The organism is Streptomyces mutomycini, assembly GCF_001700505.1.
Taxonomy (GTDB): Bacteria; Actinomycetota; Actinomycetes; order Streptomycetales; family Streptomycetaceae; genus Streptomyces; species Streptomyces mutomycini.
Genome location: NZ_MAPV01000037.1, coordinates 59,427 through 84,868 on the forward strand (window position 1 = coordinate 59,427; position 25,442 = coordinate 84,868).

29 protein-coding genes and 1 pseudogene are annotated in these 25,442 nt (G+C 71.2%); 16 read left to right on the forward strand and 14 right to left on the reverse strand.

The window, feature by feature from the left end; all coding sequences use genetic code 11:
* The first annotated feature begins 125 nt into the window (after nt 1-125).
* Nucleotides 126-1,193 carry a PucR family transcriptional regulator gene (locus BFF76_RS05860; protein ID WP_031090590.1) on the forward strand — a complete coding sequence of 356 codons (1,068 nt, stop codon included), beginning with the start codon at nt 126-128 and terminating at the stop codon, nt 1,191-1,193.
* An 83-nt stretch (nt 1,194-1,276) separates the two neighbouring features.
* On the opposite strand, the gene BFF76_RS05865 is transcribed toward BFF76_RS05860, so the two are convergent.
* Nucleotides 1,277-1,732: a tellurite resistance TerB family protein gene (locus BFF76_RS05865; RefSeq protein WP_031090594.1), complete on the reverse strand. Its 456-nt coding sequence runs from the start codon at nt 1,730-1,732 to the stop codon at nt 1,277-1,279.
* A gap of 136 nt (nt 1,733-1,868) precedes the next feature.
* On the opposite strand from BFF76_RS05865, the gene BFF76_RS05870 reads away from it, so the two are divergent.
* Together BFF76_RS05870 and BFF76_RS05875 are read left to right on the forward strand one after the other, a co-directional pair.
* Nucleotides 1,869-2,330 carry a BlaI/MecI/CopY family transcriptional regulator gene (locus BFF76_RS05870; protein ID WP_065847482.1) on the forward strand — a complete coding sequence of 154 codons (462 nt, stop codon included), beginning with the start codon at nt 1,869-1,871 and terminating at the stop codon, nt 2,328-2,330.
* Nucleotides 2,331-2,341: 11 nt separating this feature from the next.
* Nucleotides 2,342-3,295 carry a M56 family metallopeptidase gene (locus tag BFF76_RS05875; RefSeq protein ID WP_065847484.1) on the forward strand — a complete coding sequence of 318 codons (954 nt, stop codon included), beginning with the start codon at nt 2,342-2,344 and terminating at the stop codon, nt 3,293-3,295.
* A gap of 13 nt (nt 3,296-3,308) precedes the next feature.
* Here BFF76_RS05875 and BFF76_RS05880 read toward each other — a convergent pair whose 3' ends face one another.
* The 3 genes from BFF76_RS05880 to BFF76_RS05890 form a co-directional block, all read right to left on the reverse strand.
* Nucleotides 3,309-4,598: a cation:proton antiporter gene (locus BFF76_RS05880; protein WP_031090599.1), complete on the reverse strand. Its 1,290-nt coding sequence runs from the start codon at nt 4,596-4,598 to the stop codon at nt 3,309-3,311.
* Nucleotides 4,599-4,600: 2 nt separating this feature from the next.
* A complete protein-coding gene (locus BFF76_RS05885; protein ID WP_031090600.1) occupies nt 4,601-5,071 on the reverse strand; it encodes a cation:proton antiporter regulatory subunit in 471 nt (156 codons plus the stop codon).
* 221 nt (nt 5,072-5,292) lie between these two features.
* Nucleotides 5,293-5,709, reverse strand: a complete 417-nt coding sequence (locus BFF76_RS05890; protein ID WP_031090602.1) for an ATP-binding protein — start codon at nt 5,707-5,709, stop codon at nt 5,293-5,295.
* Nucleotides 5,710-6,356: 647 nt separating this feature from the next.
* Between BFF76_RS05890 and BFF76_RS05895 the strand changes: the two genes are divergently transcribed.
* Nucleotides 6,357-6,698 carry a MerR family transcriptional regulator gene (locus BFF76_RS05895; protein ID WP_031090605.1) on the forward strand — a complete coding sequence of 114 codons (342 nt, stop codon included), beginning with the start codon at nt 6,357-6,359 and terminating at the stop codon, nt 6,696-6,698.
* 176 nt (nt 6,699-6,874) lie between these two features.
* On the opposite strand, the gene BFF76_RS05900 is transcribed toward BFF76_RS05895, so the two are convergent.
* The 3 genes from BFF76_RS05900 to BFF76_RS05910 form a co-directional block, all read right to left on the reverse strand.
* Entirely contained in the window at nt 6,875-8,308 is a 1,434-nt protein-coding gene (locus BFF76_RS05900; protein ID WP_031090607.1) for a flotillin family protein, read from the reverse strand.
* Nucleotides 8,309-8,392: 84 nt separating this feature from the next.
* The gene (locus BFF76_RS05905; RefSeq protein WP_031090608.1) at nt 8,393-8,914 is read right to left on the reverse strand and encodes a hypothetical protein; all 522 of its coding nucleotides are present in this window, start codon (nt 8,912-8,914) and stop codon (nt 8,393-8,395) included.
* A gap of 105 nt (nt 8,915-9,019) precedes the next feature.
* Nucleotides 9,020-9,505: a peroxiredoxin gene (locus BFF76_RS05910; RefSeq protein ID WP_031090610.1), complete on the reverse strand. Its 486-nt coding sequence runs from the start codon at nt 9,503-9,505 to the stop codon at nt 9,020-9,022.
* A 162-nt stretch (nt 9,506-9,667) separates the two neighbouring features.
* On the opposite strand from BFF76_RS05910, the gene BFF76_RS05915 reads away from it, so the two are divergent.
* Both BFF76_RS05915 and BFF76_RS30985 read left to right on the forward strand, forming a co-directional pair.
* Nucleotides 9,668-10,411, forward strand: coding sequence for an alpha/beta hydrolase (locus BFF76_RS05915; protein ID WP_031090612.1), 744 nt, complete (start codon nt 9,668-9,670; stop codon nt 10,409-10,411).
* A gap of 57 nt (nt 10,412-10,468) precedes the next feature.
* Nucleotides 10,469-10,665, forward strand: a pseudogene (locus tag BFF76_RS30985) (SpoIIE family protein phosphatase); the annotation flags it as partial.
* Here the strand turns inward: BFF76_RS30985 and BFF76_RS05920 are convergent.
* Nucleotides 10,659-10,892 carry a hypothetical protein gene (locus BFF76_RS05920; protein ID WP_031090614.1) on the reverse strand — a complete coding sequence of 78 codons (234 nt, stop codon included), beginning with the start codon at nt 10,890-10,892 and terminating at the stop codon, nt 10,659-10,661. The pseudogene BFF76_RS30985 and the gene BFF76_RS05920 sit on opposite strands and share 7 nt — an antisense overlap.
* Nucleotides 10,893-11,036: 144 nt before the next feature.
* On the reverse strand, nt 11,037-11,621 hold the full coding sequence (locus BFF76_RS05925; RefSeq protein WP_065847486.1) for a hypothetical protein: 585 nt from the start codon (nt 11,619-11,621) through the stop codon (nt 11,037-11,039).
* Nucleotides 11,622-11,963: 342 nt separating this feature from the next.
* Here BFF76_RS05925 and BFF76_RS05930 point away from each other — a divergent pair, with 342 nt between their 5' ends.
* From BFF76_RS05930 to BFF76_RS05945, 4 genes are all read left to right on the forward strand, one after another.
* The gene (locus tag BFF76_RS05930) at nt 11,964-12,308 is read left to right on the forward strand and encodes a MerR family transcriptional regulator (protein ID WP_031090617.1); all 345 of its coding nucleotides are present in this window, start codon (nt 11,964-11,966) and stop codon (nt 12,306-12,308) included.
* Nucleotides 12,309-12,613: 305 nt separating this feature from the next.
* Nucleotides 12,614-12,817, forward strand: a complete 204-nt coding sequence (locus BFF76_RS05935) for a cold-shock protein (protein ID WP_031090619.1) — start codon at nt 12,614-12,616, stop codon at nt 12,815-12,817.
* A gap of 302 nt (nt 12,818-13,119) precedes the next feature.
* Nucleotides 13,120-14,688 (forward strand): DEAD/DEAH box helicase, encoded by a 1,569-nt coding sequence (locus BFF76_RS05940; protein WP_053929511.1) that lies wholly within the window; start codon nt 13,120-13,122, stop codon nt 14,686-14,688.
* A 64-nt stretch (nt 14,689-14,752) separates the two neighbouring features.
* On the forward strand, nt 14,753-15,061 hold the full coding sequence (locus BFF76_RS05945; RefSeq protein ID WP_031090624.1) for an SCO5918 family protein: 309 nt from the start codon (nt 14,753-14,755) through the stop codon (nt 15,059-15,061).
* A 95-nt stretch (nt 15,062-15,156) separates the two neighbouring features.
* On the opposite strand, the gene BFF76_RS05950 is transcribed toward BFF76_RS05945, so the two are convergent.
* Complete coding sequence (locus BFF76_RS05950) at nt 15,157-16,065, reverse strand: quinone oxidoreductase family protein (protein WP_031090626.1); 909 nt, start codon at nt 16,063-16,065, stop codon at nt 15,157-15,159.
* Between the two features lie 275 nt (nt 16,066-16,340).
* Here BFF76_RS05950 and BFF76_RS05955 point away from each other — a divergent pair, with 275 nt between their 5' ends.
* Nucleotides 16,341-17,105, forward strand: coding sequence for a glucose 1-dehydrogenase (locus BFF76_RS05955; protein WP_031090628.1), 765 nt, complete (start codon nt 16,341-16,343; stop codon nt 17,103-17,105).
* Nucleotides 17,106-17,109: 4 nt separating this feature from the next.
* Here the strand turns inward: BFF76_RS05955 and BFF76_RS05960 are convergent, their stop codons facing one another.
* Nucleotides 17,110-18,021: a ScbA/BarX family gamma-butyrolactone biosynthesis protein gene (locus BFF76_RS05960; protein ID WP_244167231.1), complete on the reverse strand. Its 912-nt coding sequence runs from the start codon at nt 18,019-18,021 to the stop codon at nt 17,110-17,112.
* Between the two features lie 105 nt (nt 18,022-18,126).
* Between BFF76_RS05960 and BFF76_RS05965 the strand changes: the two genes are divergently transcribed.
* Both BFF76_RS05965 and BFF76_RS05970 read left to right on the forward strand, forming a co-directional pair.
* Nucleotides 18,127-18,774, forward strand: a complete 648-nt coding sequence (locus tag BFF76_RS05965; RefSeq protein WP_031090631.1) for a ScbR family autoregulator-binding transcription factor — start codon at nt 18,127-18,129, stop codon at nt 18,772-18,774.
* A 90-nt stretch (nt 18,775-18,864) separates the two neighbouring features.
* Nucleotides 18,865-19,650: a peptidoglycan recognition protein family protein gene (locus BFF76_RS05970; RefSeq protein ID WP_051834485.1), complete on the forward strand. Its 786-nt coding sequence runs from the start codon at nt 18,865-18,867 to the stop codon at nt 19,648-19,650.
* Here BFF76_RS05970 and BFF76_RS05975 read toward each other — a convergent pair.
* On the reverse strand, nt 19,628-19,993 hold the full coding sequence (locus BFF76_RS05975) for a PH domain-containing protein (protein ID WP_031090635.1): 366 nt from the start codon (nt 19,991-19,993) through the stop codon (nt 19,628-19,630). The two genes, BFF76_RS05970 and BFF76_RS05975, sit on opposite strands and share 23 nt — an antisense overlap.
* Before the next feature lie 125 nt (nt 19,994-20,118).
* Here BFF76_RS05975 and BFF76_RS34395 point away from each other — a divergent pair, with 125 nt between their 5' ends.
* Nucleotides 20,119-21,006: a LysM peptidoglycan-binding domain-containing protein gene (locus BFF76_RS34395; protein ID WP_065847490.1), complete on the forward strand. Its 888-nt coding sequence runs from the start codon at nt 20,119-20,121 to the stop codon at nt 21,004-21,006.
* 84 nt (nt 21,007-21,090) lie between these two features.
* Here BFF76_RS34395 and BFF76_RS05985 read toward each other — a convergent pair whose 3' ends face one another.
* Entirely contained in the window at nt 21,091-21,306 is a 216-nt protein-coding gene (locus BFF76_RS05985; RefSeq protein WP_042836153.1) for a hypothetical protein, read from the reverse strand.
* A 174-nt stretch (nt 21,307-21,480) separates the two neighbouring features.
* Here BFF76_RS05985 and BFF76_RS05990 point away from each other — a divergent pair, with 174 nt between their 5' ends.
* Nucleotides 21,481-22,242, forward strand: coding sequence for an HAD family hydrolase (locus BFF76_RS05990; RefSeq protein WP_065847492.1), 762 nt, complete (start codon nt 21,481-21,483; stop codon nt 22,240-22,242).
* The gene (locus tag BFF76_RS05995; RefSeq protein ID WP_065847494.1) at nt 22,242-24,671 is read left to right on the forward strand and encodes a glycoside hydrolase family 65 protein; all 2,430 of its coding nucleotides are present in this window, start codon (nt 22,242-22,244) and stop codon (nt 24,669-24,671) included. Before BFF76_RS05990 ends, BFF76_RS05995 begins: the two co-directional genes overlap by 1 nt.
* A 50-nt stretch (nt 24,672-24,721) precedes the next feature.
* Here BFF76_RS05995 and BFF76_RS06000 read toward each other — a convergent pair whose 3' ends face one another.
* Complete coding sequence (locus BFF76_RS06000) at nt 24,722-25,414, reverse strand: class E sortase (protein ID WP_065847496.1); 693 nt, start codon at nt 25,412-25,414, stop codon at nt 24,722-24,724.
* Nucleotides 25,415-25,442 lie beyond the last annotated feature (28 nt).

Sequence of the window (25,442 nt, forward strand, 5' to 3'; positions counted from 1 at the left end):
AGTCGGGGCCGCCCCGGCGCATTGCCGGAATCCGGCAGGCTTCGCCGGTCCCGTCTGCCGGGCACCGGCATAGGTCCTCGTGCGTTGGTGAGGTGACAGCCGAGTCGATTGCGGAGGAGTGTGCCGTGGCGGAGCCCGAGATCCCCGAGAGGTTCCTGGAGGGCTATGCCCGCATCCTGTCCGAGGTCGCCGAGACGGGGCGCCGGCTGACCAGGGACGAGCTGGAGACGCGGCGCAGCCTCGGCCGCGAGGCCGCGGAGGCGGGACACCAGCTGCGGGCCCTGGTGCGGCTCCACCTCTCCCGGACCCGCACCGCCTGGCCGCGCGGCGCGTGGGACGCGGCGGCCGGCGACGCCGTGCTGGGTGCCGTGGAGCAGACGGTCGACGCCTTCGCGGAGGGCTTCGAGCGGGCACAGCGCCTCACCGTGCGGCGGGAGGAGGCGGCGCGGCGGGAGTTCATCGACGACCTGCTGTACGGGCGCAGTGACATGGGCAGGCTGGCGGAGCGCGCCACGCGGTTCGGGCTGCGGCTCTCGCGTGCCCACGCCGTCGCGGTCGCGGCGGGCCCCGAGGCGTACACCGAGTCCGACGCGGTGCCCCGCAGTGTGGAGGCGGCGATGCTCGCGCGCTTCAGCGGCCGGAAGATCCTGCTCACGACGAAGGACGGGCGCCTCGTCTGTATCGCCCCCGGCAGTCAGCCGGACGTCCTGCGGTACTTCGCCAAACAGGCCCACGCCGCGACGGACGGCCACCAGGTCGCGGTCGGCCGCCCGCACCGCGGCCCCGGCGGAGTGGTCCACTCCTACGACGAGGCGCTCGAAGCCCTCGGTCTGGCTGAGCGTATGAAGCTCGACGACCCGGTGCTGTACGCCGCCGACCTGCTGGTCTATCCCGTCCTGACCAGGGACCGGCAGGCGATGGCCGATCTGGTGCGCAGCGAGCTCGGCCCGCTCAGGGAGGCGAGGGGTGGCGCGGAGCCCCTCCTGCGGACGCTGTCCGTGTACTTCGACGCGGGGTGCGTCGCCGCTGAGACGGCCCGCCGGCTGTCCCTGAGCGTGCGTGCGCTGACCTACCGGCTGGAGCGGATACACCAGCTGACCGGCTCCGACCCGTCCGACCCGGTGCACCGTTACGCGCTGCAGACGGCGGTGATCGGCGCCCGGCTGATGGACTGGCCGGCGAAGGAGCTCTGACCCGCGTCCCGGAGGCCCGCCGAGGGGGCCGTACGGCGCGAGGCTCCGGGCCGGCCGGACGCCTCGCGCCGTGGGGAGTGTCCTCAGAGGTCGAACTCGTGCGGCGGCAGGTCGAGCGCGAAGCACGCCTCGCGCACGACGGCCTGCTCCGACTTGTCGAAGTCGCCGTCCGCGCCGCCGATCACGATGCCGATCTGGATGACGGCACGCGCCTCGGAGGGCTTCTTCTTCGCCTTGGCGATCTCCTGGAGGACGCTGACCTTGCCGAAGGCGAAGTCCGCGGTCAGCTTGTTCACATAGTCGTTGAAGCGGCGCTGAAGATCGTCCGCCGGGAAGTTCTGCAGCACGTCGTTGGTGGCGATCAGCGAGGCGACGCGCTGCCGCTCGGACGGGTCGATGGTGCCGTCCGCCGCGGAGACCAGGGCGCACATGGCCATGCTCGCGTCCCGGAACGCCCCGCTCTTCAGGTCGTTCTTCTTCGCCTCCAGCTGCGTCTGCATCGTCGACGCGGATTCCTTGATCCGATCCCAAAGGGCCATGACGTCTCCATACGTTGCGTTGCCTGTGGTGCGGGAACCAGTCGAACTCTACAGCTGTGTAGAAGAACCGTGGGCGGCCGTCGCCGGCACGGCGGCCGAAGAGCCGGTGACGCGGCCACTCAGTAGGATGCGGCGGATGAACAGGCCCACAGGTACGGACGACGGCAGCACCCGGGACGGCCCACGGCTGCCCAGGCGCGGCCAGGGACAGCTGGAGTCCCAGGTCCTGACCGTCCTGCGCTCGGCGGGCGGACCCGCGACGGCCGGCTGGGTGCAGGAGCACCTCGACGGCGACCTCGCCTACACCACGGTCATCACGATCCTCTCCCGCCTCTACGCGAAGAAGGCCGTGACCCGCACCCGGCAGGGCCGTTCCTACGCCTGGACCCCGGCCTCCGACGAGGCGGGCCTCGCAGCCCTGCGGATGCGCCGCGTCCTTGACGGTGAGGACGACAGGGAGGCGGTCCTGGCCCGGTTCGTCTCCGCGCTGTCCCCGGGCGACGAGGCCCGGCTCCGCGCGCTGCTCTCCCGCGCGGCCGAGGACCCGGACGACGGTTCCGGCGACGGCCGCCCCGGCTCCGCCGCTCCGGAAGGCTGAGAGCCGCCACGATGGGGGTCTTCGTCTACCTGCCACTCGTCCTGCCGCTGACCGCACTGCCCATGGCGCGCCTCGCCGAACAGCACCTGCACCCCAGGAGCGCCACCCGGCTGCTGGCCGCCGTGGGTTCGACCCTGGCCCTGTGCAGCACACTGTGCCTGGCCCTGCTCATGGTGGTGGGCACCGCCCAGCTCCCCGGAAACCCGCTGCCCGACGGCTGGTCGGACCCCGAGGTGCGCGCCGCGGTGCCCTACGAGGAGAAGGCGGGCCTGATCGCGATCGGCGTCCTGGCAGCGGTGGTGACGGCCTGGTGCAGCATGCTGCTGCGGCACGCCAGGACCCGTATCCGCGCCGCCCGCGCCCTGCCGCCGTCAGCCGGCGACGGTTTCGCGGGGGGCCTCACGCTGGTCCCGTCCCCCCACCCGTACGCCTACGCCCTGCCGGGGCGGCGCGGGCGCGACGGACGGATCGTCGTGTCCACCGCGATGATGGACTGCTTGGACGCCGGCGAGCGCCGAGCGCTCGTCGCCCATGAACGCGCGCACCTGGCCGGCCGTCACCACCGCTATCTGCTGGTGACCCAACTGGCGGCGCGCGCCAACCCGTTCCTGCTGCCCCTGCGTACGGCGGTGGCGTACAGCACCGAACGCTGGGCCGACGAGGAGGCGGCGTACGAGGTCGGCAGCCGCAGGGCCGTGGCGACCGCGGTCGCCACGGCGGCGCTGGTCTCGCACCGCCCGCCCGGCCCCGCCGTGCTCCCCGCCTTCGCGACGGCGGGCCCGGTGCCGCGCCGGGTGGCCGCGCTGCTCGACCCCGCGCCCCCGGCGGGGCTCTGGCCCCCGGCCTCCACGCATCTCGCCCTGGCGGCGGTGACCGCGACGGTGGGGACGGCGGCCTCGGCGCTGTCGTCGCTCAACGCGACGGTGACGCTCGTCGGCATCCTCCACGCGGCCACCCCGCTCTGACCCGCCGGGGACGTCAGCCGGAATCGCGGGAGTCGCGCCCGGCATGCTCCGGAGTGAGGTCGTCGTGCGACGGCATCGGCCGGCCGGCCCCCATGTCGTGGGGCGGCACCGGCTGACCGGCCGCGACGGCCGGCTTCTTCCCCCGGCCCGCGAGCAGCGCCTGGAGCTTCGAGGCGACCGGCTCCGTCCACCGGGCGGTGAGCGGACCGACGATCACCAGGATCAGCACGTAGGCGGTCGCGATGGGCCCGATGCGCGGTTCCGTCGCCACCGCCAGACCGGCGATGACGATGGAGAACTCGCCGCGTGCGACCAGTGTGCCGCCCGCGCGCCAACGGCCCCGCGGACCGATCCCGGCCCGCCGGGAGGCGTACCAGCCGGTGCCGATCTTCGTGAAGACCGTGACGATCGCCAGCAGCGCCGCCGGGAGCAGCACGGGCGGGATCTCCGCCGGGTCGGTGGAGAGCCCGAAGAACACGAAGAACACGGCGGCGAAGAGGTCCCGCAGCGGGGTCAGCAGCTTGCGCGCGCCCTCGGCGACCTCACCGGACAGGGCGATGCCCACGAGGAACGCGCCGACGGCGGCCGACACCTGGAGCTGCTGGGCCACCCCGGCCACCAGGACGGTGAGCCCGAGGACGACGAGCAGCAGCATCTCCGGGTTGTCGGAGGACACCGCACGGCTGATGAGCCGCCCGTGCCGCAGCGCGAGGTACAGCACGAACCCGACGGTGCCGAGCGCGATCAGCAGCGCGATGCTGCCGCCGGCCAGACCGACACCGGCCAGCATCGCGGTGAGCAGCGGCAGGTAGACGGCCATGGCGAGGTCCTCGATGACGAGGACACCGAGGATGACGGGCGTCTCGCGGTTGCCGAGCCGTCCCATGTCGGTCATCACCTTGGCGATCACGCCCGACGACGAGATCCAGGTGACCCCGGCCAGCGCGACGGCCCCGACGGGCCCCCACCCGAGCATCAGACCGGCTATCGCGCCGGGCGTCGCGTTGAGCACGAAGTCGACGGCCCCCGACGGGTACTGCGTCTTGAGGCTGGTCACGAGCTCCGAGGCGCTGTACTCCAGTCCGAGCAGGAGCAGCAGCAGGATGACGCCTATCTCCGCCCCGATGGCGGTGAACTCCTCGCTGGCGCCGAGCGGCAGCAGCCCGCCCTCGCCGAACGCGAGCCCGGCCAGCAGGTAGAGCGGGATGGGCGAAAGACCTATCCGCCCGGCGAATCTCCCGATGATGCCGAGCCCCAGGATGACGGAGCCCAGCTCCACCAGCAGTGCAGTCGTGTCATGCACGGTCAGCCCTCCGCAATGATCTCGGAGAGCGTGTCGACGCCCTCACGCGTTCCTACGACGACGAGCGTGTCCCCGATGGCCAGCCGGAAGTCCGGCCCGGGCGAGGGATGCGCGCTGTGCGTACGCAGCACGGCCACGATCGAAGCCCCGGTGCGGGTCCGTGCCCGGGTGTCCCCGAGCAGCCGGCCGCCGTAGGGGGAACGGGCCCCGAGCGGAATGTGCTCGGTGACCAGATCGATGCCCTCGGTCCGCACGGCGTCGATCGGCGCCGCGTCGATGAGGTGCGCGAGTCCGGTGGCCTCAGTGGTGGTCAGGGGCACGGAGAGCACGCACGAATCTGGGTCGTCCTTCTCGTAGAACCCGAGGAACCGCCGCCCGTCGTGATGCACGACCACGGAGATGTGCTGCCCCGACTCGGTGGTGTAGTCGTACTGGACGCCGACTCCTGGCAGCGATGTGCGGTGGGTTCCCATGGCTTCCTCCGAGGAGCACGCGGCGGCGGGGCGACGCTTTTGGTCATCTCTTTAGTCGCCCATTACCTTATCCGGCCGCGAAAAACCGCCTCGTCGGGCGCCCGCGGGGGTGATTCCGGAACGTTCGCCGTGCGGAACGCGGAAGCGGCGCGGCTCCTGTCAGGGGCGGCCGGGTGGCGGACCGTGACAGGGGCGGCGCCGCGTCGTGGCGGGCCGGGCCGCTACCGTGCGAACTGGGCGCGGACCGTCTTGCCGGCTCCCGGGCCGGGAGTGACGGTCAGGACCTCGGCGAGACGGTTGACCATGTGCCATCCGAAGCCTCCAGTGGCGCCGTCGAGGTCGGGGGTCCGCCCGCGCGGGGGTGTCGGGCTGGGGTCGCTGACCGCGGCGGTCACGGTGCCGGGTCCGGCGGAGAGCCGCAGGGTGAACCGGCCGCCGCCGTGGCGCAGCGCGTTGGTGGCGAGTTCGGAGACCACCAGCACGAGGGTGTCGGCCAGGTGCGGGTCCGGCGTCGGGGAGAGGCGGTCGGTGAACGTGCGGGCGGCTTTGCGGGCCCAGTGGATGCTGTCCGTGCTGTCGCCCCGCACCACGGTCCGCGCGGGGGCCGTCGAGGTACCGGGGATCATCGTGTCGCTCATGCGCGTACACCCCACCTTGCTCGGTTGTTCCGCTTCTGCCTGGAGGGTTCGCCTGCCCGCTCGGGCGGTCTTTACTACTCGCCGTGCGATCCGATGGAGATTTCGAGCGACTGGCACCGCAGAAGTACGCCATCCGGACCCACAGAAAATCTGTCGTGGCGGGTGTAGACATCCGCGCACTCCGGGATTAATGTCTTCCCCGTGGCCAGGAGAACGAAGGCCCGGCAGGAAAGAACTGCCGGTAGGCCACACGCAGTTCGCAGGACGGTGCGGTGGTGGAGTTCCGAAGCCAGTGGTCGCAGTGCGGTGACGGGACTGACGACCGGACCGGGTGGCCCGCAGTGATAAGGGGCCGCCGCAAGCAGTGCACGGCAAGCAAGTGACACAGAGGGAAGAACGGAGGAGTTGAGCACCATCAGGATCGCCCGGGCGGAGGAATCCGAGCCCGGGTACCGCAGGACATCGATAGGCAGGTGGTCTCCGGTCACGCATATGCGATCCCCGCACTCCCGACCCCGTAGAGGGTGGCCGTGCGGACACAGAAGGCCGGCGCGGGAACAAGGCCGGCAGATGGTGTAGCAGTTTCCTTCGGGGCCTTGGTGCCATATGGCACCAAGGCCCCTCCAGTGCGTTCCGAGAGAGGTTTGATGCCCGCAGACGATTCCTTCCGCCGTCTGGACGACGACGATTTTCCTGCGTACACCATGGGCCGCGCCGCAGCGATGCTCGGCAGCACCCCCGCGTTCCTGCGCGCACTCGGCGAGGAACGCCTGATCACCCCGCTGCGCTCGGAGGGCGGACACCGCCGGTACTCCCGCTACCAGCTGAAGATCGCCGCACGTGCCCGCGAGCTCGTCGACCAGGGCGTCGCCGTCGGTGCGGCCTGCCGCATCGTCATCCTCGAGGACCAGCTCGAAGAGGCACAGCGCATCAACGAGGAACTGCGCAACTCACCGTCCGGGACCTCTTCCTCCCGGGCAGGTGCCTGAACGGTTCGAACGCCGCGAGGCGTCCGCGCGCCTCAGGGCCCGTCGGACACCGCCCGGCCCGTGTGCCCCCACCGCTGAGGCCGACGGCGTAGCCCGCCGTCCGGGCGGGGGAGCGGAAACGCAGATGCCCGGCCGGTGAACGGTCACCGGCCGGGCACGTGAGGAACCGCGCGTGGTCAGTCCTTGATCTCGATCTTCTCTCCGTCGGCCGCGGGGGAGGGGACGACCGGTGCGGTACCGCCCGCCCTGCCCTGCAGGTTCCGGAGCAGCGCGCCCAGGTCGACGCCCGTGGTGGAGTTGAGCAGTTCCAGGCCCTGGGCGACGTTGTCGGTCACCGTGCGGGACAGCTGGCTCGCACCGTCCGTCGAGATGACCGTCAGCTTGTCGATGGCGCTCAGCGGCTCGGACGCCTTGGCGACGACCTGCGGGAGCACCTCCACCAGCATCTGGAGGACGGCCGCGTCGCCGTACTGCGCGAAGGCGTCGGCCTTCTTCTGCATGGCCTCCGCCTCGGCGGCGCCCTTCGCGGCGATGGCCGCCGCCTCGGACTCACCCTCGATGCGCACGGCGTCGGCGAGGGCCGAGCGGTGGAGCTTCTCACCCTGACCGGTGAGACGGGAACGCTCCGCGTCGGCCTCGGCCTCCTTGACCTGGGCGATGCGGCGGGCCTCGGCCTCCTGCTCCGCCCGGTAGCGGGCGGCGTCGGCGGGCTTGCGGACCTTGGTGTCGAGCTCGCGGTCGGTCAGGGCCGCCTGGCGCTCGGCGACCTTCTCCTGCTCGGCGAGAACCTCCTGCTGACGGGCCGCCTCGGCGAGCGGTCCCGCGGCATTGGCCTTGGCCGCGGCGGCCTCGGTCTCGGCCTTGATCTCGGCCTGCTTGAGGTAGAACGTCCGCTCGGCGATGGCGATCTCCTCGGCCGCCTTCAGCCTGGCCTGCTCGGAGGCGCGCCGGGCGATCGCCTCGGCGATGTCGGCCTCCTGCTTGGCGCGGGCGGCCTCGGGCCGGCCGAGGTCCTCGAGGTACGAGCCCTCGGTGGTGATGTCCTGGATCTGGAAGGCGTCCAGGATGAGGCCCTGACCGGAGAGGCTGGCCTCCGCCTCCTCGGCGACCTGCCCGGCGAACGCGGCGCGGTCGCGGATGATGTCCTCGACGGACATGCGGCCGACGATCGCGCGGAGTGCTCCGGAGAGCACCTCCTGGGTGAAGCCGACGATGCCGTTCTGCTGCTGGAGGAAGCGCTGGGCCGCCGCGCGGATGGCGTCCTCGCTGCCGCCGACCTTGACGATCGCCACGCCCTCGAGGTTGGACTTCACACCGCGAAGGGTGACGGCGCCGCGTACGGCGACGGGAATGTGCCGGCTGGAGAGGTCCAGGGTGAACTTCTGCTGGACGAAGGGCACGACGAAGACGCCGCCGCCCACGACGACCTTCTGGCCGCTGTTGTCGATGCTGGTGCGGCCGGTCACCGGATCGGTGGACTTCTTGCCGCGGCGCCCCGTGATGATGAAGGCCTGGCTGGGGCCGGCGACCTTGTAACGGGTGATCACGGCGAGGGCCAGGAGCACGATGAGTACGACAATGCCGATGACGGCGATCACTACTGGGCTCATGAGAGGTGTCCCCCCTGCCCTCCCGACGGGACGGCAGTGTGTTCGGCTGTACGGGTTTCGGACAGGCGTATGACTCGGTGGTGGTCAGCGCTCGACGGGGCGGACCGTGACCGAGGTGGTCGAAAGGGTGGCCTCCACCCAGATCTCGGCACCGCGTTCGACCGGCACGGCGCTCTTCGCGGAGAACTTCACGGTCTGGCCTGCGAGTCGCAGCAGGACCTCGCCGTAGCCGTCGGCCGGGATCGGGGTGACGACGGATCCCGAGGTGCCGACGAGGTCGTCGCCGCGTGGTGTGGCCGTGGTCTGATCGCGCATCAGGGCCTGGCTGAACTTCCAGGTCAGCCAGGCCGCGACGAGGCCCGCAAGGGTGCCGGCCACGAGGGCCACGGGGAGTCCGGACCCGGTGGTGCCGAGAACGACCGCACCGCCGAAGCCGAGCATGGACAGGAAGCCGGCGATGACGGGCAGCGAGAGCAGGCCGTCGAAGAAGCCGTTCAGCAGCCCGCCCAGTGCGTCGCCGAGGAGCCCTTCGAGGATTCCGTCGAAGACCAGGGAGAGGGCGAGAAGCGCGATTCCCGCAATGCCGAGACCGAGAAGAACGGTCACGTGATCACTCCCCCGGTGTTCGCTGTCCCCCGACAAGTTTCCGTCGAACTGCCTGAATGGTCCCATGCCGGACGGTGTGGGGATACTGCCGGAATCCGGCAGTCTTCAGGGAGTTCGAATGCCGGAAAGCTGCTCGGCGAGCGTGTCGATGGACTGGAAGGTGGCGCCGAGCAGGGCGACGTGCTTCCACCGCAGCACACCGTCCGGCCCGATCAGGAAGACGGAACGGCGTACGCCGATGCCGGGTGCGGCGACCCCGTAGGCCCGGGCGGTCTGCCGGCCCACGTCGGCCAGCAGGGGCATGCGCAGGCCGAAGCCGCGGGCGAAGGACTCGTGGCTGTCCACATCCTGCGGGCTGATCCCCCAGACCTCGGCGTCGAGGCCCTCGAAGGTCTCGAACCCCGAGGAGTAGGAGCAGAGCTGCTTGGTGCACACGGCCGTGTTGTCACCGGGGTAGAAGGCGAGGACGACGGCCCGGCCGCGCGCGGCCGAGAGCGTGTGGTCGCGCCGCTCGAAGGTGTCGTCGTCGAGCGTGCCGCCCGGGAGGGTGAAGTCCGGTGCGGGCTGACCGATCTGAGGTCCTGACGCCATGTCGGCGGCTCCTTTGGTCGGATGCGGGAAGGGACTGTGCCTCGTACAGTGAACGGCACCTTTTCACGCATCGACACGTTCGGCCCATCCGTACGCCGTCCGGCACCGAATATGGGGTGAGTACGCGGGCACCGGCCCCGTACACCTGATCCGGAGGTACGTGTGGCCGAAAGACCGCCGTCGGCAGCGGTGCTCATCCTGCACGGCGGCTACGAGACGGGCTTGGCGGCGCCGGCGCCCGGCGTCCTCAACCTGCCCGGTCTGCGGATGCTGCCGGTCTCGCGCGCGGTGTCCCGTGCGGTGCGCGGCGACTCCGGGGTGCGGGTGCAGCGGGTCCGCTACACGCACCGCGGGTGGAACGGAAGCCGCGAGGACCCGCTGCACGACGCCCTGCGGGTGCTGGACGCCCTGCGCCGCGAGGCGGGAGACATTCCCGTGGTCCTCGTCGGCCACTCCATGGGGGCCCGAGCCGCTCTCCACGCGGCCGGGCACCCCCTGGTCCGCTCCGTGGTGGGTCTCGCCCCGTGGTGCCCGCCCGGTGATCCGGTGACACAGCTGGCGGGGCGGGACGTCGTTCTGCTGCACAGCACCAAGGACCGGGTGACGAGCCCCCTGGCGTCCCAGTCGCTCACGGCCAGGGCGCGCCGTGCGGGTGCCCGCACCTGCCTGGTGACGATTCCGGGCAGCGACCACGCGATGATCCGCCGGGCACCGGCCTGGCACCACCTGGCGGGGCTGCTGGTGACGGGGCTGCTGGGGCTGGTTCCGGTGCCGACGCGGGTCGAGGCGGCGTTCGGGCTGCCGCGGGGGGCCGCGGCCTCCGAGGGGACGCTGTCGCTGGACGGGCTCGGTGCCGGGGGGCCGGTTGCGCGGAGATGTGGGGCGGAGCGGGGCGGCAGACGATGAGCTGCCGGGTGCCCGGCCGCCCGTGAGGGCCGGCCGCTCCGCGCCCGCAGGGCACGCACCTCCCTGTTCATGTACACCGACGGGCTGGTGAACGCAGGGGCGAGGACATCGACGTGTCGTTCGCGGGGCTCGCGGAGCTCACGATGCCGTCGGGCGGGAGGCTGCAGGATCTGCTGGACGAGGTCGTGGACCGGTTCGCCGCGACGGCCGAGGACGACATCGCGGTGCTCGTCTCGCGCAGCCGCGGCTACTGACCGCCCGCAGCGCGGGAGCGCCCGGAGGAGCGTCCGCGCAGCCGGCGCAGGATGAGCAGGGCGGACGTGATCAGGGGCAGCAGCCCCGCCACGGTGTTCGCGGTGGTCAGCCTGTTGCCGGTGCCGCGCGTCCGGCGCATCTGCCTGACCGTGCGCACGACGGCGATCGCGCTGCTTCCCAGACTCAGGAGCAGGCCGGCCTTGGAGTTCGAGGTTTTCCTGGGCATCCGTGCGCCTCCGGTGGCATCGCTGCGTGGCCCCCCGTCCACGTAACCGGCTCCGGTGCGGGTCCGCAAACGGGGCCGCCAGGGCTACCGGGGCGGGTGGGCCGGCCCGCTGCCCGTGCGCGCGGGCCTGGCGGATTTCCGTGGCTAGGCGAAGAGGAAACCGGCCGCCGTCGCCGCGCCCACGGCCGCGCCCGCGGCCGTCTGGGCCACCGAGTGGTATCCCAGGGCCACCCGCGACCAGCACACGGCGAGGGCGGCGGCACCCGCGCACAGCCACCACGGGGAGTGCGTCACGGAGAGAAGTGCGACCACGGCCGACGCGACCGCTGAGTCGACCGAGATCTTCCAGAGAGCGTTGACCGCCAGGAGCACGGTCGTCATCACCCACAGTGAGATCGTCGCGATCAGGATGCCGGGGGGCGCACCGCCGAGAACCATGATCAGCGCGCCGGTGCCGAGCGAGCCCAGGATCACCAGGAAGATCGGCGCCCGCTGGGTCCTGTCCACCACGTGCCGGTCGCCCCAGGTGCCGCGCCCGCGCTCCCACTCGATGTAGCCGGCGGGGACGAGGCCGGCGCAGAGGGCACCGAGGAAACCCCAGGGCAGCCCGGTCCAGTCCCCGGCGGAGGCCATCCCGATGGCGAGCATGCCGACGAGCAGCACATTGCGGGGCTGCAGGACGTCCGTCACCGTGCGGGCCGTCGTCGCGGTCCTGTCCGTGCCGCTCATGCCGTGTGTGCTCCGGGTCGCGCGGGCCGTGCGGCCCGGTCGGTGCCGACGGCCGCGCATCAACGTAGCCCTTCACGACGGGGGATGCGTGAAGGGCTACCCGTGCAGTATGACCGTTCGCAGGTTCGCCGACAACTGACTGCCCGGTCAGCCCTGTTGGGGTGGCCGGGCGGTTACGGAGGGCTCCTCCGGGGCGTCGCGCGGCAGCGGGCGGCGCGCGCGCCACGCCGGAGACCGGGGAAACCTGTTTCAGCCGCGATAGACATGTCCTACCCCTACGCCTAGGGTTTCTTGTGCAGTCAGGCCATATCGGTGGCCCGGTGCGCAGCAGAAGAGGTGCAGATGCCCCCGGAATCCCCGTCGCAGCCTTCGGACCGTCTCGACGACGACGACTACCCCGCGTACACGATGGGGCGGGCCGCCGAGATGATCGGTGCGACGCCAGGCTTCCTCAGGGCCATCGGTGAGGCCCGCCTGATCACCCCGCTGCGCTCCGAGGGCGGCCACCGCCGCTACTCGCGCTACCAACTGCGTATCGCGGCCCGCGCCCGGGAGCTGGTGGACGGCGGCACGCCGGTCGAGGCGGCCTGCCGCATCGTCATCCTCGAGGACCAGCTGGAGGAGGCCCTCAGCCTCAACGAGCAACTGCGCCGGCCTGCGTCCGGCCGGAGCGGCGCCGATTCCTGACCGGCGTGCGGGTGTATATCTGTTTCGACGGGGACAGAAATACGCGCTATGCGCGGTGAGGGTTTATGCCCTGCGTGACGGAGTGAAGCCGTAGTGATATGGCGTACAGCTCACTCGCGCCTCAATCGTGCTACTGTTGATCTCAGTTGCAGTTGTGGTTCCCAAAACTTCAAGTGCACTCACTGTTTTCACTCCAGTGAGCGCGCTTTTGTATTTCCGGTCTCTTCCGGACGGGGCAATCATTTGCGGCGACGTAGGGCTCACACAGTGTGGGCCCACGGGCAACGCCCCGAAGGAGATATGACATGGCTACTGGCACCGTGAAGTGGTTCAACGCGGAAAAGGGTTTCGGCTTCATCGAGCAGGAGGGTGGCGGCGCTGACGTCTTCGCCCACTACTCGAACATCGCCGCCCAGGGCTTCCGCGAGCTGCAGGAAGGCCAGAAGGTGAACTTCGACGTCACGCAGGGCCAGAAGGGCCCGCAGGCGGAGAACATCACCCCCGCCTGATCGCATAGGCGTACGGCGCAGCTGGGGCCCGCACCTTGGGGTGCGGGTCCCGGCTCGTTGTGTTTTTCCGGCCGCGGCCAGGTCCGTCGCACCGAGTGGGTAATTCCCGGTGTGCACGCGAGGCGCGGCACGGCGTGTTACTGCAGTCATATGGAGTGCCGAATCCTGCTGGTTCACCCGGCGGACGGGCTTCGTTATTCGATATTTCACCGGCTCGTTCTTGCGATTCTTGGCGCCGTACATGGCTGCAGCCGCCCGGAAAGAATCCCTCGACACGTGCCATTCGAGGGAAAGGTTCTCCATTGAACCGCGATCGCACAGCTCGCACGAACGACCGATTCTCCCGGACACGCTCCGGCGGATCCGCCGGCAGCCGCACCGCCAACGGATTCCGTTCGGCGGGATCCGGCCGTCAGGGCGCCCCGGGTTCGCAGGGCCGCTCCGGCGGACCGAAGCGCTCCGGCGGCTACGGCCGCCGCTCCTCCGCCGTCACGGGTGAGTTCGCCCTGCCGGTGACCATCACCCCCGCCCTGCCCGCCGCGGAGTCCTTCGCGGACCTGGACATGCCCGCGCCCCTCCTGGCGGCGCTGGCCTCCGAGGGCATGTCGGTGCCGTTCCCCATCCAGGCGGCCACCCTGCCGAACTCGCTCGCCGGACGGGACGTCCTGGGCCGAGGACGCACGGGATCGGGCAAGACGCTCGCCTTCGGCCTGGCCCTGCTGGCACGCACCGCCGGCAACCGCGCCGACGCACGCCGTCCGCTCGCCCTGGTCCTCGTCCCCACCCGGGAACTGGCCCAGCAGGTCACCGACGCGCTCACCCCGTACGCCCGGTCCCTCAGGCTCCGGCTGGCCACGGTCGTCGGCGGTATGTCGATCGGCCGCCAGGCCAGCGCGCTGCGCGGCGGCGCCGAAGTCGTGGTCGCCACCCCGGGCCGGCTCAAGGACCTCATCGAGCGCGGCGACTGCAAGCTCGACCGGGTCGCCATCACCGTCCTGGACGAGGCCGACCAGATGGCCGACATGGGCTTCATGCCGCAGGTCACCGAGCTGCTGGACCAGGTCGGCCCCGACGGTCAGCGGATGCTGTTCTCGGCCACGCTGGACCGCAACGTGGACCTCCTGGTCCGCCGCTACCTGCACGACCCGGTCGTCCACTCCGTGGACCCCGCGGCCGGCGCCGTGACGACGATGGAGCACCACGTGCTCTACGTCCAGGGCGCCGACAAGTACGCGACGACGACCGAGATCGCCGCCCGCGAGGGCCGCGTGATCATGTTCCTGGACACCAAGCACGCGGTGGACAAGCTCACCGACCACCTGCTGCACAGCGGTGTGCGGGCTGCCGCGCTGCACGGCGGGAAGTCGCAGCCGCAGCGGACCCGCACCCTGGACCGGTTCAAGACCGGTCATGTCACGGTGCTGGTCGCCACGAACGTCGCCGCCCGCGGCATCCACGTCGACAACCTCGACCTGGTCGTCAACGTCGACCCGCCCAGCGACCACAAGGACTACCTGCACCGCGGCGGGCGTACCGCGCGCGCCGGTGAGTCCGGCAGTGTCGTCACGCTCGTGCTGCCCAACCAGCGCCGTGAGATGACCCGGCTGATGGCCGACGCCGGCATCACGCCGCAGGTCGCCCAGGTCCGCTCCGGCGAGGCCGAGCTGCACCGCATCACCGGAGCCCAGGCACCGTCGGGTGTGCCCGTCACGATCACCTCACCGGTGACGGAGCGCGCCAAGGGCAGCGGTTCGGGGCCTCGCGGCCGGCGCGGCGCGCGTCCCGGCCAGGGCCGCCGCTCCAACGCCAACACGGCGACGCCGCAGGCGCGTGCCGCTGCGGCGCAGCGCCGGACCAACAAGGCCGCGTAGTCGTCCGGCCGGGACTCCGGCCGACCGTTTCCGGCTTTCTCCGCGACCATCTTGTTGAGGCACCATGCGCTGTGTCATCGCCCGCTTCCCCTTCGACCTCTTCAAGAACGAGGTCGAGGACTCCATGAAGGGCATCAAGCCCGAACCCGTCACCGGTGACGCGGTGGTCATCAGCCGCCGTGTCTACCCCGTCAAGCAGGTCGGCGAGATCATCACCCGCCAGGACCGCAGGGACTTCACCGCGGGCGAGGTGACCAGGGCGCTGACGCGTCTCGGCTTCACCTGCCGCCCGGCCGAGGTGCCCGCACCCGCGGCGCCCCTCAGCCCGCTGGAGAACGCGTCCGCCCTGCTCGGGACGCCCCGCGAAGCCTGAGCCGCCGCTCTTCCCGACACCGCACCCCCGAGGCCTCCCGGCTCCGGGGGTGCGGTGCGTCCGGGCCGTGGCCGCACCGGCCCCCGCCCCGGACCTCAGGGCGTCAGGATCAGCTTTCCGGTGGTCCGGCGGGCGAGCAGGTCCTCATGGGCGCGCCGGGCGTCGGCGAGCGGGTAGCTTCCGCCCGCCACGGGCTTGAGGCGGCCTTCGGCGACCAGGGCGAAGAGCTCCTTGAGGGGGCCGCTCACCGCGCCCGGAGCCGCGAGGGCCGGGCGGAGCCAGAAGCCGACGACGGAGGCGTTGAGCCGGCCCAGCCGGGCCGGATCGACCGGGGTGAAGCCGGTGCGGGCGGCGTTGCCGTAGGTCACCAGCCGGCCGTAGGACGCGAGGGAGTCCAGGGCCCGGTCGAAGAGGTCCCCGCCGACGGCGTCCAGGACGACGTCCGCCTTCTCCGCGAGGGGATAGGTGATCACCGCATCCGCGCCGAGGTCCAGGACGAGGCGCTCCTTGGCCGGGGCGGAGACCTGGGCGAGTACCCGGCCCGCTCCGAACTCCCGGGCCAGCTGGACGGCGAGGCTGCCGACGCCGCCCGCCGCGGAGTGCACGACGACGCTCTCGCCCCGCTGCAGACGGGCCGACGACCGCAGCAGGTGCCAGGCCGTGAGTCCCTGCATCATCAGGGCGAGTGCCTGGGCGGCACCGAGCTCCTCGGGGATCTCCAGGACGGCGGACTCCTTGGCGGTCACCTGTTCCGCGTACCCGTGCGAGACCCGGGCCAGCACCCGTCTGCCGTCCGGGGTCCGGCCCACGACCTCGCTGCCCGGGACGTACGGAAGGGCGTCGGCGCCGAGGTAGGAGCCATCCACCTGATGGGTGTCCGCGAAGTTCACCCCGGCGGCTTCGACGGTGAGGAGCACCTCCCCGGGGCCGGGCACGGGAGTGGGCAGTTCCACGGGACGGAGTACTTCCGGGCCACCGAAGCGGTCGAACTGGACAGCGAGCATGCCGCACGGTATCGCAGGGCCCCTTGGACCGGCTGGCGAGCAGGCGATCCGCTGCCGGTATCCACTGCCGGTATTGGGCGGAAAAAATCTCCAAAACGGCACAAACGGTTTGTTATGGTGCTGACCCTGCGTCGGGGCACGGGGGCACGGAACGGGCAGTCCCCGCCGTAACACCCGGCTTCCCGTACGCACCGGAGCCGCGGCGGGCCGGGGCAGGACCGCGCGGTACGAATCGCCCATGGCCGCGGCCCGGGGCGGCCTGCAAGACTGCGGCCATGAGCGATCTTCTCAACGACAGAGTCGTCCTGATCACCGGGGCGAGCAGCGGAATCGGTGCGGCGGCGGCACGGGTGTTCTCCGAGGAGGGCGCGACGGTCGTCCTGGCGGCACGCAGGGAGGACCGACTGGCCTCGCTGGTCGCCGAATTGAGGGACAAGGGAGCCCAGGCCTCCTACGTCGTCTGTGATGTCACGGTGGCCGAGGACGCCGCCCGTGCCGTCGGTTTCACGGTCGACACCTACGGGCGCCTCGACTCGGCCTTCAACAACGCGGGGCTCGGAGGCGACCGAACTCCCCTGCACCTCATGGGCGATGACGTCTACGACGCGGTCATGGACGTCAATGTGCGCGGCGTCTGGAACTGCCTCCGGCACGAGATCGCGGCCATGCTGACGAACCCCGGTAACTGCTCCATCGTGAACAACAGCAGTGTGGGCGGCCTGGTGGCCATACCGGCGGCCGCGCCCTACATAGCGGCCAAGCACGCAGTCGTCGGCCTCACCAGGGCCGCTGCGGACGAGTACGCCCAACAGGGCATCAGGGTCAACGCGGTGGCGCCGGGCACGACCCGCAGTGAGATCACGGCCGACTGGTTCGGGCGCAACCCGGGTCTGGAGGAGATGGTCAACAGCCGTACGCCGCAGGGCCGTACGGCCGAGCCGGAGGAGATCGCCAACGCTGTCGCCTGGCTGCTCAGCGACCGTTGCCCCTTCCTCACCGGAACGGTGATGCCGGTGGACGGCGGTTTCATCAACCAGTAGGCCGTCAGCCGCAGGGGCCGCTCAGCCGGCCCCGGAAGACCGTTTCTCCGTCCTGCGTCGCCGTGACCAGTACGGAGGTCTCTCCGGGGGCGGCCGGCAGGACCTCGGCCTCGATCCAGCAGGTGCGGTCGAATTCGGCGTACCGCTCGAACGAGCTGCTGACGGTGGTCGGCTCGAAGGGTGCGGGGTACAGGGCGGCGTGTGCGGCCTGGTGGGCGGCTTCCATCAGGACGAGTCCCGGTACGTGATCGACCGGGTGGTCGTACAGCACGACGTTGTCGACGTCGTTGCGCAGCTGCCAGCGGAGGGGCCGGTCGCCGGCCGCCAGGACCACGTCGGCCGGGGTGGACCGGCCCACGGTGGGCGGGTCCACCGGGGCCGGCAGCGGCCAGCTGTTCCAGTCGAGGTCGAGGTGTCCGCCGCGAAGCCGGCGATAGGCGCGCGGCGAGATCCAGCCGAACTCGGAGTCCGCCCGTGCGACCATGCTGTCACCTTGCAGGACACGGACGTCCATGCCGAGCGAACTGACGCTCCTACCACGCTTCTTGGGATCAGAGACGGAAACCTCGACGGTGAGTTCGCCGGGTCCGTCGGGTGTGACGGTGAATCCCGGCGCGACGGTGAAGTCGAAGTAGTGCAGCAGGGTCTGATCCGAGAGGGGAACGCCGTACGCCGCGTGCGCGATGACCAGACCGCTCTGCCGGATGGTCTGTGTGAGCACCCGGGACTCGTAGGCGAGACCTGCCGGAGGAGCCGGCCACCTCGCGGACAGCGAGAACTCGCCATCTTCCCGGCTTCGCCAGGTGGTGAGGAAGACCATGTCGGAGCGTCTGAGGTGGACGTACTCCATGGGGACGTCGTGCCGGCCCTCTGCCGCGGTCTGCGGCGGACGCGGAACAACGGGTATGTCGGGCACGGCCCTCCTGGGCATGGCGCAAAATGGTCTTCACGGCGCTGATATGATACCGGCTAACCGGTACTTTTTGAAGAAGCGTCAGGCCACATTCAAGGGGAGCGCGAGTTGGCACGACAGCAACGGGCGATCCGCACCCGCAGAATCTTCCTCAACGCCGCCGCCGAGGTGTTCGACGAGCACGGCTACGACGCCGCCACGATCGCCGCGATCCTCGACCGGGCCGGCCTCACGCGGGGCGCGCTCTACTTCCACTTCACGTCGAAGGAAGAGCTGGCCCGTGGTGTCCTCCAGGAGGCGGTCACCGCGGACGGGGTCACCCCGCAGACCTTCAAGCTGCAGGAATGGGTGGACATAGCTCTCCTGCTCGCCTACCGGCTGCCCCGGGAACCCCTGCTCAGCGCCTCGATCCGGCTGTCCGTCGACCCGCGGGCGCGCGGACTCTTCGGCACCCGCTGGCCGGACTGGATCGCTCTCGGGACGGAGATGCTGACCGAGGCCAAGGAGCGGGGCGAACTCCTCCCGCACGTCGATCCGGGCGCCACGTCCCGCCTCTTCGTCGGGGCGTGGACCGGGGTGCAGCTGGTGACCGAGTCCATGGCGGATCCGCCGGACCTGGTCGCCGAGATCTCCGCGCTCTTCGAGCTCATCCTCCCCAACAACGCGGTCCCGGGCGTGCTGGCCCGGCTCGACACCTCCCCGCACCGCGCGGCGCGCATCATCGAACAGCAGCAGCGGGTGGCCGTCGTCACCTGACCGCCCGGCCGGTGCCGCGGATCGCGCTCATGTCACCCGATCAGGTGCGGGGTGCCTGCGACGTGGCTGGTCAGCGCGCATGGTGGCCCTATGTGGCTTCGCCGAACAGCCGTATGCGCCATGGTCGTGCCGCTGGCGTTCCTGGTGCTGGGGGACGCGCCGGTGCGGCTGGTCGTGCCCGAGCACGCCACCGCGAAGCCGGCGGACCTGCCCGCGGCACCGCAGCCCGCGATCGTGAGCCGGGCGGAGTGGCACGCGGACGAGAGCCTGGTGAAGGAGGACGCGGTCTACACGGGGACGGTGAAGGCCGTCTTCGTCCATCACACCGGGCACACCAACGCGTACGACTGCGCCGATGCCCCCGAGATGCTCCGGGCGATGGAGGAGGCGCACGTACGGGGTGAGGGCTGGGACGACATCGGCTACAACTTCGTCGTCGACCGCTGCGGGACCATATACGAGGGCCGGGCGGGCGGTGTCGGACGCTCCGTGCGCGGGGCCCACGCCACCGGGTTCAACGCCCACAGCGTGGGGATCGCGGCCCTCGGCACCTTCGAGCCCGGCGTACCGGTGCCGAAGCCGCTCATCGAGGGGATCGCGAAGGTGGGTGCGTGGAAACTGGACCGCGCCGTCGACCCGCGGGGCTTCGTGCGGATGGTCTCGACGAATGACGAGAGCCTGTACCGGCGTGGTGAGGTGGTCCACCTCCATGCCGTGGCCGGTCACCGCGACACCTTCTCGACGTACTGCCCCGGCGAAGCCCTCTACGCCGAACTGCCCGCGATCCGGGCGGAGATGGTCAGGCTGCGGGACGTGAGGAAGAAGCCGGCCGGGGCACGGAGCGGGGCAGCCCCTACCGCGCGACGTACTGGGTGAGGACGGCCTGTACCTCGTAGATGTCGACGCCCTTCGTGAACGTCTTCTGGATCGGGGTGGCGGATCCGGAGATCCAGATCTTGAGCTCGGCGTCCAGGTCGAAGGTGCCGGCGGTCTCCACCGCGAAGTGCGTGATGCTCCGGTACGGGACCGAGTGGTACTCCACCTTCTTGCCCGTGATGCCCTGCTTGTCGATGAGGACGAGCCTGCGGTCGGTGAAGAGGATCGTGTCGCGGATCAGCAGATACGCGGCGTGCACCTGCTCTCCGGGCCCGAGAAGCCGCGCGTAGTCACGCTGCGCGGCGGCCGGATCGACGGTGTGCGCGTTGCCGAACAGTGCCATGAGATGCCCCCACCCGAGTGAATGTGCGGGCGTTGAACGCGTCAAAGCCCAAGGAAAAGCATATCGGCGGCTTATCTGTTCGTGCCCTTGCACACCATCCGGAGCACAGCGGAGGAAATACCGTCATGCCGGCATCAACCCTCGCCAGGCGGCCCGTCGAATCGGTGCTCGCACTTCTGCTCGTCCTCCTGAGCGTGCTGGGCCTCTCCGGCCGCAGCGCCGCGGACGTCCCGGCCCAGGCCCCCGCCCGGGCGGCGCAGGCCCCGGCCGCCGCCGCCCGGGCCGCCATCGCGCCGACGGTCATCGCGCCGACGGTCACCGCGGCGGCCGTCACCGCGGCGACCGTGACGGCCGGTACGGACTGGGACCGCATCGCCGAGTGCGAGAGCAGCGGCCGCTGGAACATCAACACCGGCAACGGCTACCACGGCGGACTGCAGTTCGCCCCCTCCACCTGGCGGGCCTACGGTGGCGGGCAGTACGCACCCCGCGCCGACCTCGCCACCCGGTCGGAACAGATCGCGGTCGGTGAACGAGTCGCCCGCTCCCAGGGAATGGGAGCCTGGCCCACCTGCGGACGCCTCGGGGCGAACGGTGGGTCGAACTCGTCCTCCCCGTCCTCCTCCTCGTCCGACAGCGGCGACCGGAACGACACGGCACAGGCGGCCCCGCAGCGGGAGTCGTCCGGCACCACCTCCGGCAGCGCTTCGTCCGGCGGCATCCCGTCCGGCGGTTCGTCGTCCGGTGACTCCGCAGACAACAGGAGCGGCAACGGGAGCGACAGTGGGAACAGCGGCTCGTCCGCCGGCGGCGACAGCGGCGTGGCACACCACTCCGATGACCTGGCCGACGCGGAGACGTACGTCGTCGAGAAGGGCGACTGCCTGTCGGTGATCGCCGAGCGTGCGGACGTGTCCGGCGGCTGGCCCGCGCTGTACGAACTGAACCGCGAGGTCCTCGACCAGGGGCCGCACCTCGTCTTCCCCGGTCAGCGCATCCGTCTGGACGCCTGAACCGTGGCGGCCGCCGCGAGGTACACGCGTCGCACGGAAGAGGCCGGCTCTGCCGTCCGGATCAGATGTGACCGTGGATGTCACTCACCGGCCGACATGTGCGTCCCGGGCAGCGCCGGACGACGCGCCGGACTCCGCCTCGCAGCTGTGGCACTCAGGGTTGTGACAGGGGCCCGGGCCCCAGTGCGGGACGAAGATGCCGAGGGTCTTGTGCCGCGTCAGTGTGGTCGCGACGGGCTGCTTGCAGGCCGGACACACGTACTCCGCCTGCCGATCGGTCTGACGCTTGGTTCTGGCCATAGCTTTACGGTAGCTCCGAAGGTGATATAGGGAAACTTTTCCGACTTTTTGCCAGGGCTGCTCCAAGAGCCCGCCGCAGGAACGGTGCATCCGCCCCGGAGCCACGAGGAGCGGTCCGGGCGGGAACCTGGTGCCATGGAACGGGGGACGCTTCGACGAAGGGACCACCCGGTCATGGCACGCGCACCGTCACCGGCCGCAGTCCTGCTCTCCGTGCACGCCGTGGTCTTCGACACGGACGGCGTGATCACCGACTCCGCCCCGGCGCACGCCTCGGCCTGGAAGGTCGCATTCGATGCCTGTCTGGACACCCACGAAGGGCAGCGGCCCTTCGACGAGACGGAGGACTACCGGCGCTACGTCGACGGCAGGTCGCGCAAGGACGGCGCCGCCGCCTTCCTCGAGTCCAGGGGGCTCGACCTCCCCGACGGCAGCCCCGACGACCCCCCGGGCACGGGGACGGTGTGGGCCGTCGCCGCGCGCAAGGACGAGGCGTTCACCCGGAGCCTGCGCACCCGTCCGATCGCGGTCTGGCCCGGGACGGTCCGCCTCCTGCACGTGCTGTACGACGCGCGCGTGCCGTTCGCCGCGGCGTCGGCCTCCCGGCACGCCACCGAGCTGCTGGCCGGAGCCGGTCTCCTCGACCTGTTCACGGCGGTCGTCGACGGCAACGAGGCGCGCCGTCTGGAGCTGCCCGGCAAACCGGACCCGGCCCTGTTCACCGAGACGGCACGGCGCCTGGGAGTCCCGGCGGGGGACACAGCCGTCGTGGAGGACGCACTGGCCGGGGTGGAGGCAGGCCGGCGAGGTGGCTTCGGACTGGTTGTCGGAGTGGACCGGTCGGACAGTGCCCGGGGTGCCGCCGACCTGCGTCGCCACGGGGCGGACCTGGTGGTGGCCGACCCGGGGGATCTGCTGATCAACGGGGAGGACTGATGGCGCGCGGCTGGATCTGGGCGTACGAGGGATACGACCCGGAGAAGGAACGCCTGCGCGAAGCGCTGTGCACCCTCGGCAACGGCTACTTCGCCACCCGGGGAGCCGCCCCCGAGACACCCGCGGGCGAGACGCACTACCCGGGTACCTACGTGGCCGGCTGCTACAACCGGCTGACCTCGACCGTCCAGGGCCGGCAGGTCGAGAACGAGGACATGGTCAACCTTCCCGACTGGCTGCCGCTGCGCTACCGCATCCATCCCGCCGGTTCCCGCCCCGGCCCGTGGCTCACCCCCGACCACGCCCACCTCGTGGACCACCGGCAGTCGCTCGACCTGCGCGGCGGGACGCTGTCCCGGCGCTCGGTGTACGAGGACCGGAAGGGCCGGCGGCTGACGGTCGAGCAGGAGCGCCTGGTGCACATGGGCGACCCCCATCTCGCGGCGCTGCACACGGTGTTCACCGCCGAGGGCTGGTCGGGGGAGCTGGAGGTGGAGTCGGGGATCGACGGCGACGTGCGCAACGCGGGGGTCGCGCGCTACCGGGAGCTGGCCAACCGCCACCTCGCCGGATGGGAGACCGGCACGGAGTCGGAGTCGGTGGTGTGGCTGCGCTGCCGCACGGTGGAGTCGGACATCGGTGTCGCCCTGGCCGCCCGCACCGTGGCCTTCTGCGGCCCGGAACACGACGGCCGGCACAAAGCCGAACCCCGGCAGGAGCCGCGCACGGTCCACCAGACACTGCTGCTCCCGCTGGCCCCGGCCTCCGACGCCGTGGTCGACAAGACGGTCGCCCTCTTCACCTCGCGGGACCCGGCGATCGGCAGCCCGCTGCGGGCCGCCGTGTCCGCGGTCGAAGGCGCTCCGCCGTACGCCCTGCTGCTGGCCTCGCACCGCCGGGCCTGGGTGGATCTGTGGCATCAGGTCAAGCTGGAGGTGCCGGGCGAGCCCGGACACATCCTGCGGCTGCACCTCTTCCACGTGCTCCAGACCCTCTCCCCGCACACCGCGGAACTCGACGTCGGGGTGCCTGCCAGAGGGCTGCACGGAGAGGCGTACCGGGGGCACGTCTTCTGGGACGAGCTGTTCGTCCTGCCCTTCCTGAATCTGCATCTCCCGGAGATATCAAGGGGGTTGCTCGACTACCGGCACCGGCGGCTCCCTGCGGCCTGTGCCGCCGCGCGGGCGGTGGGCAGGGCCGGGGCGATGTATCCGTGGCAGAGCGCCGACGAGGGGCGGGAGGAGACACAGGAGGTCCATCTCAACCCGCGCTCGGGGCACTGGCTGCCCGACCGTTCACGGCTGCAGCACCACGTCGGGACGGCGGTGGCGTACAACGTGTGGCAGTACTGCCAGGCGACCGGCGACACGGAGTACCTCTACTCCAAGGGCGCCGAGATGCTGATGCAGATCGCCCGCTTCTGGGCGGACAGCGCCGAGTGGGACGACACCGTCGCGCGGTACCGCATCCGGGGTGTCGTCGGGCCGGACGAATACCACACCGCCTATCCGGACTCCGAAGCCGACGGGCTGGACGACAACACGTACACGAACGTGTCGGCGGCCTGGGTGCTGGCGCGGGCCGGTGAGCTCTGCCGCGACCTGCCGGCGAGCCGCCGCGGGCAGCTCCTCGAGCTGATCCGGCTGGACCCGGCGGAGCTGGACCACTGGGAGGACGTCTCGCGCCGGCTGTACGTGCCCCACCACCGGGGTGTCATCAGCCAGTTCGACCGCTACGGGGACCTGGCCGAGCTGGACTGGGACGGGTACCGGGGGCGGTACGGCGACATCCGTCGTCTCGACCGGATCCTGGAGGCGGAGGGCGACACCGTCAACCGCTACCAGGCGTCCAAGCAGGCCGATGTGCTGATGCTCGGCTACCTGTTCTCACCCAAGGAGCTCGCCGCGCTGTTCCGGCGGCTCGGCCACGAACTCGACGACGACAGCTGGCGGGCCACCGTCGACTACTACGTGAGGCGTACGAGCCACGGCTCCACGCTCAGCTCCCTCGTGCACGCCTGGGTGCTGGCCCGGGTGCACCGCGAAGACGCCTGGGCGTACTGCGAGGAGGCGCTGATCGGCGACGTGGCCGACATCCAGGGCGGCACGACCGAGGAGGGCATCCACCTCGGCGCGATGGCGGGCACCCTCGACTTCGTGCAGCGCGGGATGACGGGCCTGGAGACCCGTGACGACGCCCTGTGGCTCGCGCCGGCCACGCTGCCCCAGCTCTCGAAGTTCCGGATGCGGCTCCGCTTCCGCCGGCACTGGGACGTGGATATGCGCCTGCGGGCCGAGCGTCTGCGGATCGCCGTGCCGGACTCGGAACGGCCGGGTGTGCGGGTCAGGCTCGACGGCAGCGCGTACGTCGTCGCTCCGGGCACGGCGCGGTGGCTGGAGCTGCCGACCGACATGCCCGGAGGGACGTGAACGGACCTCCCGGGGAGGCTGGTTCACGGGGGGCCGTTCACGCGGGCCGTTCATGCGGGCCGGGTGGCCACCAGCACGCCGATCCTGTCGATGCGGTGCTCCGGATTGTTGTGTGCGTCGCGCCAGAAGTTCCCGGCCGCGTCGTCCTCGGGGGTCGCACAGGTGGAGAGAGTGATCATCGCCCGGGTCGGCTTCTCACCGGGTTCGCCCGGCACCTCGGCACGCTGTTCGGCGAGCGAGCGCTCGGACCGGAAGGACGTCCACCGGTCCTCGGTGATCCGGTACTCGTAGACCGTGCCGCCCTCCGTGACGAGGACCGGGTCGCCCTTCCCCAGGGCGGGGAGGTTCCGGAGCGGGCCTCCGGCGGAGAGCCGGTGGGCCGTCACGAGGTAGTTCCCGGTCTCACCCGGCCCGACGCCGCCTTCCTCTCCGTACGGGCTGGCGGCCACCCCGCGGTCCTGGATGCGGGTCCCCGGCCCGTCGTCCGTCGTCCCCTCGTACGGGACCACGCGCAGGTCGGTCACCCCGATCGACGGGATGGTGAGCTCCGCGGTCTCCGTGCGGGGGTCGGTCCGGTCGGCCGGAGGACCGGCGGACGGGCCCGCGGTTGCCGCCACTCCTGCCGCGGGGCCCGCGGCAGGAGTGGCCGCCGCCACCGCCGAAGGGCCTGCCGCCGCAAGCAGTACGACGGCCACGCCCGCGAGGGCCCGGGGGACGTCTCGGATTCCATGGGGACGGTGCATAGCGCGATCCGGGTCGGGAGCCGGTGGT